11 protein-coding genes are annotated in these 14,326 nt (G+C 59.3%); all 11 read left to right on the forward strand.

Features of this window, described 5'->3' with window-relative positions:
* Positions 1 to 83: 83 nt before the first annotated feature.
* The 11 genes from AC3IP0_RS25815 to AC3IP0_RS25865 all read left to right on the forward strand — a co-directional run bounded on the left by AC3IP0_RS25815 (position 84) and on the right by AC3IP0_RS25865 (position 14,253).
* Positions 84 to 2,882 carry an LPS-assembly protein LptD gene (locus AC3IP0_RS25815; protein ID WP_489326185.1) on the forward strand — a complete coding sequence of 933 codons (2,799 nt, stop codon included), beginning with the start codon at positions 84 to 86 and terminating at the stop codon, positions 2,880 to 2,882.
* Positions 2,863 to 4,179, forward strand: coding sequence for a peptidylprolyl isomerase SurA (gene surA / locus AC3IP0_RS25820; protein WP_489326186.1), 1,317 nt, complete (start codon positions 2,863 to 2,865; stop codon positions 4,177 to 4,179). Before AC3IP0_RS25815 ends, surA begins: the two co-directional genes overlap by 20 nt.
* A complete protein-coding gene (gene pdxA, locus AC3IP0_RS25825) occupies positions 4,176 to 5,165 on the forward strand; it encodes a 4-hydroxythreonine-4-phosphate dehydrogenase PdxA (RefSeq protein WP_489326187.1) in 990 nt (329 codons plus the stop codon). The genes surA and pdxA overlap by 4 nt, the downstream gene beginning before the upstream one ends.
* Positions 5,162 to 5,971, forward strand: coding sequence for a 16S rRNA (adenine(1518)-N(6)/adenine(1519)-N(6))-dimethyltransferase RsmA (rsmA, locus tag AC3IP0_RS25830; RefSeq protein WP_489317433.1), 810 nt, complete (start codon positions 5,162 to 5,164; stop codon positions 5,969 to 5,971). Before pdxA ends, rsmA begins: the two co-directional genes overlap by 4 nt.
* A 115-nt stretch (positions 5,972 to 6,086) precedes the next feature.
* Positions 6,087 to 6,467, forward strand: coding sequence for a Co2+/Mg2+ efflux protein ApaG (gene apaG, locus AC3IP0_RS25835; protein ID WP_007980214.1), 381 nt, complete (start codon positions 6,087 to 6,089; stop codon positions 6,465 to 6,467).
* Complete coding sequence (locus AC3IP0_RS25840; RefSeq protein ID WP_489317434.1) at positions 6,467 to 7,348, forward strand: symmetrical bis(5'-nucleosyl)-tetraphosphatase; 882 nt, start codon at positions 6,467 to 6,469, stop codon at positions 7,346 to 7,348. Before apaG ends, AC3IP0_RS25840 begins: the two co-directional genes overlap by 1 nt.
* A gap of 33 nt (positions 7,349 to 7,381) precedes the next feature.
* The gene (glpE, locus tag AC3IP0_RS25845; RefSeq protein ID WP_008051614.1) at positions 7,382 to 7,711 is read left to right on the forward strand and encodes a thiosulfate sulfurtransferase GlpE; all 330 of its coding nucleotides are present in this window, start codon (positions 7,382 to 7,384) and stop codon (positions 7,709 to 7,711) included.
* Positions 7,712 to 8,008: 297 nt separating this feature from the next.
* Positions 8,009 to 9,931: a PrkA family serine protein kinase gene (locus AC3IP0_RS25850; RefSeq protein WP_007982655.1), complete on the forward strand. Its 1,923-nt coding sequence runs from the start codon at positions 8,009 to 8,011 to the stop codon at positions 9,929 to 9,931.
* Positions 9,932 to 10,135: 204 nt separating this feature from the next.
* Positions 10,136 to 11,407 carry a YeaH/YhbH family protein gene (locus AC3IP0_RS25855; RefSeq protein ID WP_007993202.1) on the forward strand — a complete coding sequence of 424 codons (1,272 nt, stop codon included), beginning with the start codon at positions 10,136 to 10,138 and terminating at the stop codon, positions 11,405 to 11,407.
* Positions 11,404 to 12,966: a SpoVR family protein gene (locus AC3IP0_RS25860; RefSeq protein WP_223445646.1), complete on the forward strand. Its 1,563-nt coding sequence runs from the start codon at positions 11,404 to 11,406 to the stop codon at positions 12,964 to 12,966. The genes AC3IP0_RS25855 and AC3IP0_RS25860 overlap by 4 nt, the downstream gene beginning before the upstream one ends.
* A gap of 63 nt (positions 12,967 to 13,029) precedes the next feature.
* On the forward strand, positions 13,030 to 14,253 hold the full coding sequence (locus tag AC3IP0_RS25865) for a multifunctional CCA addition/repair protein (protein ID WP_489326189.1): 1,224 nt from the start codon (positions 13,030 to 13,032) through the stop codon (positions 14,251 to 14,253).
* Positions 14,254 to 14,326 lie beyond the last annotated feature (73 nt).

The following is a 14,326-nucleotide window of genomic DNA, read 5'->3' on the forward strand; positions in this document are numbered from 1 at the left end:
TATCCAGCATCTTTTTCAGACCATCGAGAGGCGTGCGGCCCACACCGCGGGCAGATGGCACGCAGGAAGCCCGGACTAATAAGATGGCATTGAAATCCCCCGCGTTTCGTAAAAAATTTCCGTTGTTGGTTACCGGCAGTTTGCTGGCGCTGCAACCCCTTGCCACTTCCTACGTGGTCGCCGCGGAACAGTTTGACTGCTCAGTCTCTGCTTCGGGTTCCTGGGACTGTGCGCCAAAGACACCGGCGGCGGCATTGCCACCGCGCCCTGTCCATGACGGCAGCGCAGTTTCCGCCACCGGCGAAGCCCCGGCCGAGAACGGCTCCAGCGAGGACACCGGCGCCAAGCCGGTGCTGGTCACCGAATCCAAAGGCCGTGGCCTGAAGTCGCGTAGCGCAGACTACAGTCACCTCGACTGGGTTCCCCGCGAGCAGCTCACCGCCGCACAATTGGCCGAAACCGGTCCTTATTGCTCTGGTTCCTATATCGAACCGATTCGTCCTGGCATGGATGACAAGACGAATAAAAGTGACGCTCCAACCTTTATCGGCGCAAAAGCCTCCCGCTATAAGCAGGATGAGCAAGTTGCGACCCTGGCCGGTGACGTTGTCATGCGTCAGGGCAGCATGCAGGTCGAAGCCGACGAAGCCAACCTGTACCAGGCCGAAAGCCGTGGCGAACTGAACGGCAACGTGCGCATTCGCGACAATGGCGCACTGATCGTCGGCGACCACGCCGACGTGCAGCTCGACACCGGTGAAGCCAAGGTCGACAACGCCGAATACGTGATGCACAAATCCCGCATCCGCGGTAATGCGCTGTACGCCAAACGTGCCGAGAACGCGATCATCCGCCTCAAGGATGGTACGTACACCACGTGCGAACCGAACAGCAACGCCTGGCAGCTCAAGGGCAACAACATCACCCTGAACCCGGCCACCGGTTTCGGCACGGCGACCAACGTGACGCTACGGGTCAAGGACATTCCGGTCCTGTACACGCCGTACATCTATTTCCCGATCGACGACCGTCGCCAGTCCGGCTTCCTGCCGCCGACCATTGGCACCGGCAGCGATACCGGCTTCATGCTGGTCACCCCGTACTACTTCAACCTGGCGCCGAACTACGATGCCACGTTGTACCCGCGCTACATGGAAAAGCACGGCTTGTTGATGGAAGGCGAATTCCGCTACCTGACCAAGTCCAGCGAAGGCCAGTTCGGTGCGGCGTACCTCAACGACGAAAGCGACGAACGCGACAAGCAGAGCGACGCCGAAAAAACCCGCTACATGTACAACTGGCAGCACAAGGGTGGTCTCGACTCGCGAGTGCTCACGCAAGTCGACTACACCAAGATCAGCGATCCGTATTACTTCCAGGATCTGCAGACCGACCAGATTGGCATAAAAAGCAACGACTACGTGAACCAGCAGGGCTCCGTCACCTATCGTGGCGACAGCTATTCCGCTCGCGTGAACGCCCAAGCATACGAACTGGCAAGCGTGTCGAACATTACGCCGTACGACCGCCTGCCGCAGCTCACCCTTGATGGCATGCTGCCTTATCATCCGGAAGGCCTGGACTTCACGTACAACACCGAACTCGTGCGGTTTGACCGGGATCTGCAGAGCGGAACATACTTTGACGAAGACGGCGTCGGCTCTCCCCGTCTCGATAACAACGTTCAAGGTCTGGCTCGCGCCAATGGCGACCGCCTGAATCTCGCGCCCGCCATCAGCTTGCCGATGAATACGACGTACGGTTTCCTGAAACCGAAGCTCAAGTACCAGTACACCCAGTACCAACTGGACCTGGACAGCACTGGCAAAGGTCAGATTGCGAATCAGACCGCAGAACAGGACAGGCTCCTGGGAACGTTTGACAGCAACCAGAACCGCGGCGTACCAATCGCCAGCATCGACAGCGGCCTGTACTTCGATCGCAATACCCAGTATTTCGGCAAGAACTACCGCCAGACCCTCGAACCGCGCCTGTTCTATCTGTACGTGCCCGAGGTCGACCAGGAAGACATCCCGGTATTCGATACCAGCGAATACACCTTCAACTATGCGTCGCTGTTCCGTGACAACCGCTTCTCCGGCTCCGACCGTGTTGGTGACGAGAACAAACTGTCCCTGGGTGTGACCAGCCGCTGGATCGAAGACAATGGCTTCGAACGTCAACGCCTCAGCGTCGGCCAGGCCTTGTACTTCAAGGACCGCGAAGTTCAGTTGCCGGGTATCGATGCAAAAACCCGCAAGGATACGCAAGCCAACGTTTCGCCTTACGCCCTGGAATACGAATATCGCTGGAACCGCGACTGGCGTACCACGGCCGACTACAACTGGGACCCGGACAGCCGCAGCCCTCGCTCGGGCAGCGCGATGTTCCACTACCAGCCTGAAGACAACCCGAACAAGGTGATCAACGCCGGCTATCGCTATCGCAATGACCAGGTCCGTTACGACCAGAACACCGGTCAATGGAGCGTGGGCGGCGGTGACTACGGCACCCCTGGCCAGCCTGGCTACGTGAAGGATTACTACAAGATCGAACAGCACGACTTCTCGGTGATCTGGCCGATCGTGCCGCAATGGAATGCCATCAGCCGTTGGCAGTATGACTACAACCGCAATCGTACCCTGGAAGCCTTCGGTGGCTTCGAGTACGACAACTGCTGCTGGAAACTGCGCCTGATCAACCGTTACTGGGTCGCCTATGACGAGTTCAGTCAGGAAGCACCGCAAAACGAAAAAGGCGACCATGGCGTCTTCCTCCAAATTGTTCTGAAGGGACTCGGCGGCCTGACTGGCGCCAAGGTAGAGAGCTTCCTCGACAAAGGCATTCAAGGTTATCGTGAACGTGAAGACCAAGCTTTCTGATTGTCTGCGCCCGCTGATGCTGGGCGCGCTGTTCCTGAGTACGGCGGCGAGCGCCGCCGTACAGTCCATCGATAAAGTGGTGGCCATCGTCGACAACGACGTGGTCATGCAGAGCCAACTGGACCAACGGGTTCATGAAGTCCAGCAAACCATTGCCAAGCGCGGCTCTGCCGTGCCGCCGGCCAGCGTGCTGGAGCAGCAGGTACTTGAGCGCCTGATCGTCGAAAACCTGCAATTGCAGATCGGCGAGCGCTCCGGCATCCGCATTACCGACGAAGAGTTGAACCAGGCTGTCGGCACCATTGCCCAGCGCAACAACATGTCGGTCGAGCAGTTCCGTGCCGCCCTGACTCGCGACGGTTTGTCCTACGACGACGCACGTGAGCAGATTCGCCGCGAAATGGTCATCAGCCGTGTACGCCAGCGTCGGGTCGCCGAACGCATTCAGGTCTCCGAGCAGGAAGTGAAGAACTTCCTGGCATCCGACCTGGGCAAAATGCAGCTGTCCGAAGAGTTCCACTTGGCCAACATCCTGATTCCTACGCCGGAAAGCGCCAACTCCGATGCGATTCAGAATGCAGCCAGGCAGGCCGATGCGATTTACCAGCAACTCAAGCAAGGCGCTGACTTCGGTCAGTTGGCAATCGCCAAGTCCGCCAGCGAAACCGCACTGGAAGGTGGTGACATGGGCTGGCGTAAAGCCGCTCAATTGCCTCCGCCGTTCGATCGCCTGCTGAGCACCATGCCGGTGGGTGATGTCACCCAGCCAATGCGCACCCCGGGCGGCTTCATCATCCTGAAGGTCCTCGAAAAGCGTGGCGGCCAGACCCAGATGCGCGACGAAGTGCATGTTCGCCACATCCTGGTCAAGCCGAGTCCGATTCGCGACGAAGCAAAAACCAAGGCCCTGGCGGATTCGCTCTACAGCCGTATAGAGGCTGGCGAAGACTTCGGCGAGCTGGCGAAAAGCTACTCGGAAGACCCAGGCTCCGCCCTCAACGGCGGCGACCTGAACTGGATCGACCCGAACGCACTGGTGCCCGAGTTCCGCGAAGTGATGGCCAAGACCCCGCAAGGTCAGCTGTCCAAGCCGTTCCAGACTCAATACGGCTGGCATGTCCTGGAAGTCCTTGGCCGTCGCGCCACCGACAGCACCTCACAGGCTCGCGAGCAGCAAGCAATGACCGTTTTGCGTAACCGCAAATACGACGAAGAGCTGCAGACCTGGCTGCGTCAGATCCGTGACGAAGCGTACGTTGAAATCAAACTCCCTGGCGCCGACCAGGCAGCGCAGTGAAACCCCAACGTTTCGCGCTGACACCCGGTGAACCGGCCGGCATAGGTCCCGACCTGTGCCTGCTGCTCGCCTCGCAAGCCCAGCCTCACCCCCTGATTGCCATTACCAGCCGCGACCTGCTCATAGAGCGGGCCGCGCAACTGGGCGTGGAAGTCGACTTGCTGCCGGTCACACCGGACAACTGGCCGGATGCACCCGCGCCAGCCAACAGCCTGTATGTCTGGGATACACCGCTCAATGCCAAGGTCGTCGCCGGGCAACTGGACAAGGCCAACGCTGCCTTCGTTCTGGAAACCCTGACCCGGGCCGGCCAGGGCTGCCTGAGCGGGGATTTTGCCGGCATGATTACCGCGCCGGTGCACAAAGGTGTGATCAACGAATCCGGGATCGCCTTTTCCGGGCACACGGAATTTCTCGCCGACCTGACCCACACCGCGCAAGTGGTGATGATGCTGGCCACACGCGGCTTGCGCGTGGCTCTGGTGACCACTCACCTGCCCCTTCGCGAGATTGCCGATGCAATCACGCCGGAGCGCCTGGAACGCGTCACGCGAATCCTGCACGCCGACCTGCAAAACAAGTTCGGCATCGCCCAGCCACGCATCCTGGTCTGCGGGCTCAACCCCCACGCCGGCGAGGGCGGACATCTGGGCCATGAAGAAATCGATATCATCGAACCCACATTAGAGCGCCTGCGCGGCGAGGGCATGGACCTTCGTGGCCCCCTGCCCGCCGACACTCTGTTTACCCCCAAATATCTGGAGCACTGCGATGCGGTGCTGGCGATGTACCACGACCAGGGCCTGCCGGTGCTGAAGTACAAAGGCTTCGGCGCGGCAGTCAACGTGACCCTTGGCTTGCCGATCATCCGCACTTCGGTCGACCACGGCACCGCCCTGGACCTGGCCGGCAGCGGCAAGATCGACACCGGCAGCCTGCAAGTCGCCCTGGAAACCGCCTACCAGATGGCCGAGACCCGTTTATGACCGAGCACTACCAACACAAGGCGCGCAAACGCTTTGGCCAGAACTTCCTGCACGATGCCGGCGTTATCGACCGCATCCTGCGTTCCATTCATGCCAAGTCAGAAGACCGCCTGCTGGAAATCGGCCCGGGGCAGGGCGCGCTGACCCAAGGCCTGCTCAGCAGCGGCGCGCAACTCGATGTGGTGGAGCTGGACAAGGACCTGATCCCGATCCTCAACCAGCAGTTTGCCGGCAAGAGCAACTTCAACCTGCATCAGGGCGATGCGCTGAAGTTCGACTTCAACAGCCTCAATGCCGCGCCAGGCAGCCTGCGTGTGGTCGGCAACCTGCCGTACAACATCTCCACGCCGCTGATTTTTCACCTGCTGCACAACTCGCACCTGATTCGCGACATGCACTTCATGCTGCAAAAGGAAGTGGTCGAGCGCCTGGCTGCCGGCCCGGGTGGTGGTGACTGGGGCCGTCTGTCGATCATGGTTCAGTACCACTGCCGGGTCGAGCACCTGTTCAACGTCGGCCCTGGCGCGTTCAACCCGCCGCCGAAAGTCGATTCGGCCATCGTGCGCCTGGTACCCCACGCGGTACTGCCACACCCGGCCAAGGATCACCGCCTGCTGGAACGCGTCGTGCGCGAAGCTTTCAACCAGCGCCGCAAAACCCTGCGCAACACCCTCAAGCTGCTGCTGAGCAATGCCGAAATCGAAGCCGCCGGCGTCGATGGCAGCCTGCGTCCCGAGCAACTCGACCTGGCCGCATTCGTACGCCTGGCCGACAAGCTCAGCGAACAAAAGCCTGCCGCAGACTGACAGGCGATGAGCGCTATCGGGTAGGACGCCACTCTGGTCTACTACCCGATACTTGGCCTAGACTGAACCCCAACAGCTACGCCCCGCGTCCCGCTTCGTTTTTAAGGCCCCTTGCATGTCCGATCCTCGCTATCAGGTCGACGTCAGCGTCGTCACCCGCTATCTGGCAGAACAATCGCAACCCGAGCATGACCGCTTTGCCTTCGCCTACACCATCACCGTGCAAAATAATGGCGAAATGCCCGCCAAACTGCTTTCACGGCACTGGGTCATCACCGATGGTGACGGGCATGTCGAAGAAGTGCGCGGCGCAGGCGTAGTCGGCCAGCAACCGCTGATCGACCCCGGCAAGAGCCACACCTACAGCAGCGGCACGGTCATGACCACCAAGGTCGGCACTATGCAAGGCACCTATCAGATGCTGTCCGACGACGGCAAACACTTCGATGCCATCATCGCGCCCTTCCGCCTGGCGGTGCCCGGAGCCCTGCACTGATGGCAACGTACGCTGTCGGTGACCTGCAAGGCTGTCTTCAAGCCCTGCAATGCCTGCTCAAACAAGTGGCGTTCGACCCACAACGGGATCGTCTGTGGCTGGTGGGCGACCTGGTCAACCGCGGCCCACAGTCGCTGGAAACCTTGCGCTTCCTCTATAGCATTCGCGAATCGCTGGTGTGCGTGCTCGGCAACCACGACCTGCACCTGCTGGCGGCCGGACGTAACATCGAACGCCTGAAGAAGGCCGACACCCTGCGCGAGATCATTGAAGCGCCCGATAGCGCCGAACTGCTGGAATGGCTGCGCCAGCAAAAGCTCATGCACTACGACGAACAGCGCAATCTTGCATTGGTCCATGCCGGCATTCCACCGCAGTGGTCGCTGCGCAAAGCCTTGAAGTGTGCTGTCGAAGTCGAGACTGCCTTGCGTGACGACAACCTGCTGCCGCCCTACCTCGATGGCATGTACGGCAACGATCCGGCGAAATGGGACAACGACCTCAAAGGCGTGACGCGTCTGCGGGTGATCACCAACTATTTCACGCGCATGCGCTTTTGCACCGCCGAAGGCAAACTCGACCTCAAGAGCAAGGAAGGTCTTGATACCGCACCAGCAGGCTACAAGCCCTGGTTCCAGCACAAGGAACGCAAGACCAAGGACCTGAAGATCATCTTCGGTCACTGGGCAGCACTGGAAGGCAAGTGCGACGAGCCGGGTATCTCGGCCCTCGACACCGGTTGCGTCTGGGGCGGCGCCCTGACCCTGATGAACGTCGACAGCCTTGAGCGCCTGTCCTGCAAATGCGACGAACACGGTCATGCCGTGCCGCCAGTCGCCTCATCCATTCCCCAAACATCGCCAGCCAGCGCCCCGCGCTAGACTGCCCATTCAGCCGAGCCACAGGAGCCCGCCATGAGCGAATTCAAACGTATCCCCCCGGAACAGGCCCAAGCCCTGCGCGAACAAGGCGCAGTGGTGGTCGACGTCCGCGACCCGGCCACTTTTGCCGCCTTGCACATCGCAGGCTCGAAGCACCTGGACAACCATTCCCTGCACGCTTTCATCCAGGGCGCCGACCTCGATGCACCGACCGTGGTGGTCTGCTATCACGGCAATTCCAGCCAGGGCGCGGCCGCCTACCTGATCAGTCAGGGCTTCTCCGACGTCTACAGCATGGATGGCGGATTCGAGTTGTGGCGTACGACGTACCCTGCGGAAACGGCGCAAGGCACCACTGAATAATTTTTTTGTAACGTTGCAGGCCCCGGCTCCCGCGGGCTGGCGCGGTGGCAGACGAACGGTCTGCCACAACTAATTACGTATCTCGCCTTTACCTCCCGAATTCCCAACTATCCTTAAGCGCAGGCCATCCAAAACAGGGGAGAGCCGGTACACCGGCGCACGGGTCATCGGGAGTAGCTTTCGGAGAAGTCAGCTCCGGGAGAGTTCTGGGGGGTAAACAGCAATCGCCTGTTCGGTTGCTGCCAGCATCGACTGAGTGATCCGGCGTCGGCTCCACGTATCGAGCGAGGTGACGTCATGAGTATCTTTAGCCACTTCCAACAACGCTTCGAGTCCACACGCCAGGAAGAACTCTCTCTGCAGGAGTACCTGGAGCTGTGCAAAAAAGACCGCAGCGCCTACGCTTCAGCCGCCGAGCGCCTGCTACTGGCCATCGGTGAACCGGAACTGCTCGACACCTCGACCAACTCGAGACTGTCGCGCATCTTCTCCAACAAGGTCATCCGCCGCTATCCGGCCTTTGAAGACTTCCACGGGATGGAAGAATGCATCGACCAGATCGTGTCGTATTTCCGCCACGCCGCTCAGGGCCTGGAAGAGAAGAAACAGATCCTTTACCTTCTCGGCCCTGTCGGTGGTGGTAAATCGTCCCTGGCCGAGAAGCTCAAGCAACTGATGGAAAAAGTGCCCTTCTATGCCATCAAGGGCTCGCCGGTTTTCGAGTCGCCCCTGGGTCTGTTCAACTCCACTGAAGATGGAGCGATCCTCGAGGAAGACTTCGGCATTCCACGGCGCTACCTCAACACCATCATGTCGCCATGGGCGACCAAGCGCCTGGCCGAATTCGGTGGCGACATCAGTCAGTTCCGCGTGGTGAAACTCTATCCTTCGATCCTCAACCAGATCGCCGTGGCCAAGACCGAACCAGGCGATGAAAACAACCAGGACATCTCGGCACTGGTGGGCAAGGTCGATATCCGCAAACTGGAAGAATTCCCACAAAACGACGCTGATGCATACAGCTACTCGGGCGCACTTTGCCGGTCCAACCAGGGCCTGATGGAATTCGTCGAAATGTTCAAGGCACCGATCAAGGTGCTGCACCCACTGCTGACCGCCACCCAGGAAGGCAACTACAACAGTACCGAAGGCCTCGGCGCGATTCCGTTCACCGGGATCCTGCTGGCGCACTCCAACGAATCGGAGTGGCACACCTTCCGCAACAACAAGAACAACGAAGCCTTCATCGACCGGATCTACATCGTCAAAGTGCCGTACTGCCTGCGGGTCAGTGACGAAGTGAAGATCTACGACAAGCTGCTGTTCAACAGTTCGCTGGCCAAGGCGCATTGCGCGCCGGATACCCTGAAGATGCTGGCCCAGTTCACCGTGCTCTCGCGCCTCAAGGAGCCGGAAAACTCCAACATCTACTCGAAGATGCGCGTGTATGACGGCGAGAACCTCAAGGACACCGATCCGAAAGCCAAGTCGATCCAGGAATACCGCGACAATGCGGGCGTCGACGAAGGCATGAACGGACTCTCGACCCGCTTCGCGTTCAAGATCCTGTCGAAGGTGTTCAACTTCGATCCACACGAAATTGCCGCCAACCCGGTGCACTTGCTCTACGTGCTGGAACAACAGATCGAACAGGAACAGTTCCAGGCCGAGACCCGCGAACGCTATCTGCGCTTCCTCAAGGAGTACCTGGCACCGCGCTACATCGAATTCATCGGCAAGGAGATCCAGACCGCCTACCTCGAGTCCTACAGCGAGTACGGCCAGAACATCTTCGATCGTTATGTGCTGTACGCCGACTTCTGGATCCAGGACCAGGAATACCGCGACCCGGAAACCGGCGAGATCCTCAACCGCGTAGCACTGAACGAAGAACTGGAGAAAATCGAAAAACCGGCCGGCATCAGCAATCCGAAGGACTTCCGCAACGAAATCGTCAACTTCGTACTGCGCGCCCGGGCCAACAACAACGGCAAGAACCCGACCTGGCTCAGCTACGAAAAACTGCGGGTGGTCATCGAGAAGAAAATGTTCTCCAACACCGAGGACCTGCTGCCAGTCATCAGCTTCAATGCCAAGGCCAGCAAAGAGGACCAGCAGAAACACAACGACTTCGTCACACGGATGGTCGAGCGGGGCTACACCGACAAACAGGTACGACTGCTGTCCGAGTGGTACCTGCGGGTCAGAAAATCACAATAACCCGCTGCCGGTCAGACCGGTTGTCGTCAGCCAGAGGCCTGTGTATGCATTTTCTGTTACACAAGCCTCTGGAAGGTGTTCGAAAGTCGGTAGCGAGTTCAGGCAGCATCCAAAGCGCTTGGGGGAGCGTTCAATATCCCCCGGCTCTCGGTTCGATGCTGTATCACCGCTCGCCCCTTTCAGGACAGCTTCTAAGGAGCAGTCATGAGCTATGTGATCGACCGACGTCTCAATGGCAAGAACAAGAGCACGGTGAACCGCCAGCGGTTTCTGCGGCGCTACCGTGATCACATCAAGAAGGCTGTCGAAGAGGCGGTCAGCCGGCGCTCCATTACCGATATGGAACACGGCGAACAAATCAGCATTCCCGGTCGCGACATCGACGAGCCGGTGCTTCATCACGGTCGCGGTGGCAAGCAGACGGTCGTGCACCCGGGCAACAAGGAATTCACCAGCGGCGAACATATCGCCCGTCCACCGGGAGGCGGTGGCGGCCGAGGCCCCGGCAAGGCCGGCAATTCCGGTGAAGGGATGGACGAATTCGTCTTCCAGATCACCCAGGAAGAATTTCTCGAATTCATGTTCGAGGACCTCGAGTTGCCCAACCTGGTCAAGCGCAACCTGACCGGCACCGACACCTTCAAGACCGTGCGCGCCGGGATCAGCAACGAGGGCAACCCGTCGCGGATCAACATCATCCGCACCCTGCGTTCAGCCCACGCCCGGCGAATCGCCCTGTCCGGCAGCAGCCGGGCAAAACTGCGCGAAGCCAAGGAAGAACTTCTGCGACTCAAGCAGGAGGAACCGGACAACTTCGGCGATATTCAGGAAATCGAAGCAGAAATCGAAAAACTCAGCGCACGCATTCACCGCATACCGTTTCTCGATACATTCGACCTCAAGTACAACCTGCTCATCAAACAACCCAACCCCAGTTCCAAGGCCGTGATGTTCTGCCTGATGGACGTGTCCGGCTCGATGACCCAGGCGACCAAGGACATTGCCAAGCGCTTCTTTATCCTGCTGTACCTGTTTCTCAAGCGTAACTACGAAAAGATCGACGTCGTGTTCATCCGCCATCACACCAGCGCCCGCGAAGTGGATGAAGAGGAATTTTTCTACTCCCGGGAAACCGGCGGCACCATCGTCTCCAGCGCCCTGAAACTGATGCAGGAGATCATGGCCGAGCGTTATCCGAGCAACGAGTGGAACATCTATGCCGCCCAGGCCTCCGACGGTGACAACTGGAACGACGACTCTCCGATCTGCCGCGACATCCTGATCAACCAGATCATGCCATTCGTGCAGTACTACACTTACGTTGAGATCACCCCGCGCGAACATCAGGCTCTGTGGTTCGAGTACGAGCGCATCGCCGAAGCCTTTTCCGACACTTTTGCCCAGCAACAACTGGTCTCGGCCGGGGATATCTATCCGGTCTTCCGTGAACTCTTCCAGCGCAGGTTAGTGACATGACCGCCAAAGAGCAGAAACGCCAACCCATTTCCACCGGCTCCGAATGGACGTTCGAGCTGATCCAGGCCTACGACCGCGAAATCAGTCGTATTGCGGCTGGCTACGCACTCGATACGTACCCCAACCAGATCGAAGTGATCACCGCCGAACAGATGATGGACGCCTACGCCTCGGTCGGTATGCCGCTGGGTTATCACCACTGGTCCTACGGCAAGCACTTCCTCAGCACCGAAAAGTCCTACACCCGCGGCCAGATGGGGCTGGCGTACGAGATCGTGATCAACTCCGACCCATGCATCGCCTACCTGATGGAAGAAAACACCATCTGCATGCAGGCACTGGTGGTGGCCCATGCCTGCTATGGGCACAACAGCTTTTTCAAAGGCAACTACCTGTTCCGCACCTGGACCGACGCCAGCTCGATCATCGACTACCTGGTGTTTGCCAAGCAGTACATCATGCAGTGCGAAGAGCGCCACGGTATCGACGCGGTCGAGGACCTGCTCGACTCCTGCCATGCGCTGATGAACTATGGCGTCGACCGTTACAAACGCCCCTATCCGATTTCCGCGGAAGAAGAACGCCGTCGGCAAAAAGACCGGGAAGAACATTTGCAGAAACAGATCAATGACCTGTGGCGCACCATTCCAAAAGGCGCGGACAAGTACAGCGACAAGGACAACGCACGTTTCCCCGCCGAACCTCAGGAAAACATCCTGTACTTCATCGAAAAACATGCGCCGCTGCTGGAGCCATGGCAGCGGGAAATCGTGCGCATCGTGCGCAAGATCGCCCAGTATTTTTATCCACAGCGCCAGACCCAGGTGATGAACGAGGGCTGGGCCACGTTCTGGCACTACACCCTGATGAACGACCTGTACGACGAAGGCCTGGTCACCGACGGTTTCATGATGGAGTTCCTGACATCCCACACCAGCGTGGTCTTTCAGCCGGGCTTCGACAGCCCTTACTACAGCGGAATCAACCCCTACACTCTCGGATTTGCCATGTACCGGGACATCCGGCGCATGTGCGAAGAACCCACCGAGGAAGATCGCCGCTGGTTCCCGGAAATTGCCGGCACCGACTGGCTGGCAGCCATCAAGTTCGCCATGAGCAGCTTCAAGGATGAGAGCTTCATCCTGCAATACCTGTCGCCGAAGGTGATCCGTGACCTGAAGCTGTTCAGCATTCTCGATGACGATCAGAAAGATGACCTGCTGGTGCCGGCCATTCACGATGAAGGTGGCTACCGCATCATCCGTGAAACTCTCGCGGCACAGTACAACCTGGGTAATCGCGAACCCAACGTGCAGATCTACAGCATCGACCGGCGTGGTGACCGCTCCCTGACCCTGCGCCACCAACAGCACGACCGCAAGCCGCTGGGAGAGTCCACCGAGGAAGTGCTCAAGCACCTGCACCGACTCTGGGGTTTCGACATTCACCTGGAAACCCTGCAGGGCGATCAGGTCATGAAAACCCATCATGTGCCGCCTAGAAGCGAGCACAGCGAAGGCGATTACGGCCGCCTGGACCTGGCCGTCATCCATCTTTGATCCGGTTTGTGCCTCCGAAAGCTCGATGCAACGGTTATCCTGTCGAGCTAACGGAGGTTTTTTATGCGTATTTATAAAGTCGGCGGCGCGGTACGCGATCGCCTGCTGGGCAAACCGGTTACCGATATCGACTGGGTCGTGGTTGGCGCCACCACCGAAGAAATGCTCGCCAAGGGCTTTCGCCCGGTGGGCGCGGATTTCCCGGTGTTCCTTCATCCAAAAAGCGGTGAGGAGTACGCCCTCGCCCGTACCGAGCGCAAAAGCGGGCGCGGTTACGGCGGGTTCACTTTTCACGCCAGCCCTGAAGTCACCCTCGAAGAAGACCTGATCCGTCGCGACCTGACTATCAATGCCATGGCCGAAGACGATCAGCAGAACCTGACCGACCCATACCACGGCCAGCGCGATCTCGAAGCGCGCCTGCTTCGCCATGTTTCCCCGGCATTTGCCGAAGATCCGCTCCGAGTCCTGCGTGTTGCCCGCTTCGCGGCGCGCTACGCGACCCTGGGTTTTACCGTTGCCCCGGAAACCTTGGCGCTGATGCGCCAACTCAGCGAGTCAGGCGAACTTGAAGCGCTGACCCCGGAGCGCAGCTGGAAGGAAATTTCCCGCGCCCTGATGGAAGATCAGCCACAAGTGTTTGTTGAGGTTTTGCGCGCATGCGGCGCACTCAAGGTGCTGATGCCCGAGGTCGACGCGCTGTTTGGCGTACCGCAACCACCCGCCCACCACCCGGAAATCGATACAGGCGCACATACCCTGAGCGTGTTGCAGCAAACAGCGCTGCACAAACAGCCCCTGACCGTGCGCTGGGCGTGCCTGCTGCACGACCTGGGCAAGGGCCTGACGCCAGAGGAAGAATGGCCGCGACACATTGCCCACGAGTTCAAGGGGCTGAAGCTGATCAAAGCGGTCAATGAACGCTTCAAGGTACCGAGGAACTGCCAGGAACTGGCACTGCTGGTGGGCGAATATCACACCCACGGGCATCGCGCCCTTGAGCTGAAGCCATCGACACTGCTCGAATTGCTGCAAAGCTTCGACATTTACCGTCGGCCACAGCGATTCGAGGAGTTCATCGCGGCATGTGAGATGGATGCGCGTGGGCGCGAAGGGCTGGAGGAAAGAAGTTATCCACAGGCGGATTATTTGCGCGGCGCGGCAACTGCAGCTCGCAGCGTGGCGGTTCAGCCGTTGCTGGAGAAAGGCTTCAGGGGGCCGGAGCTGGGGAAGGAGATCAAGCGTGAGCGACTAAAGGCGCTGAAGTCCTACAAAGAAAAAGCCTGAACAGGATAAAAGATCGCAGCCTTCGGCAGCTCCTACAGGACGCATCAATCCATGTAGGAGCTGCCGAAGGCTG

The organism is Pseudomonas sp. GL_103 (assembly GCF_057835175.1).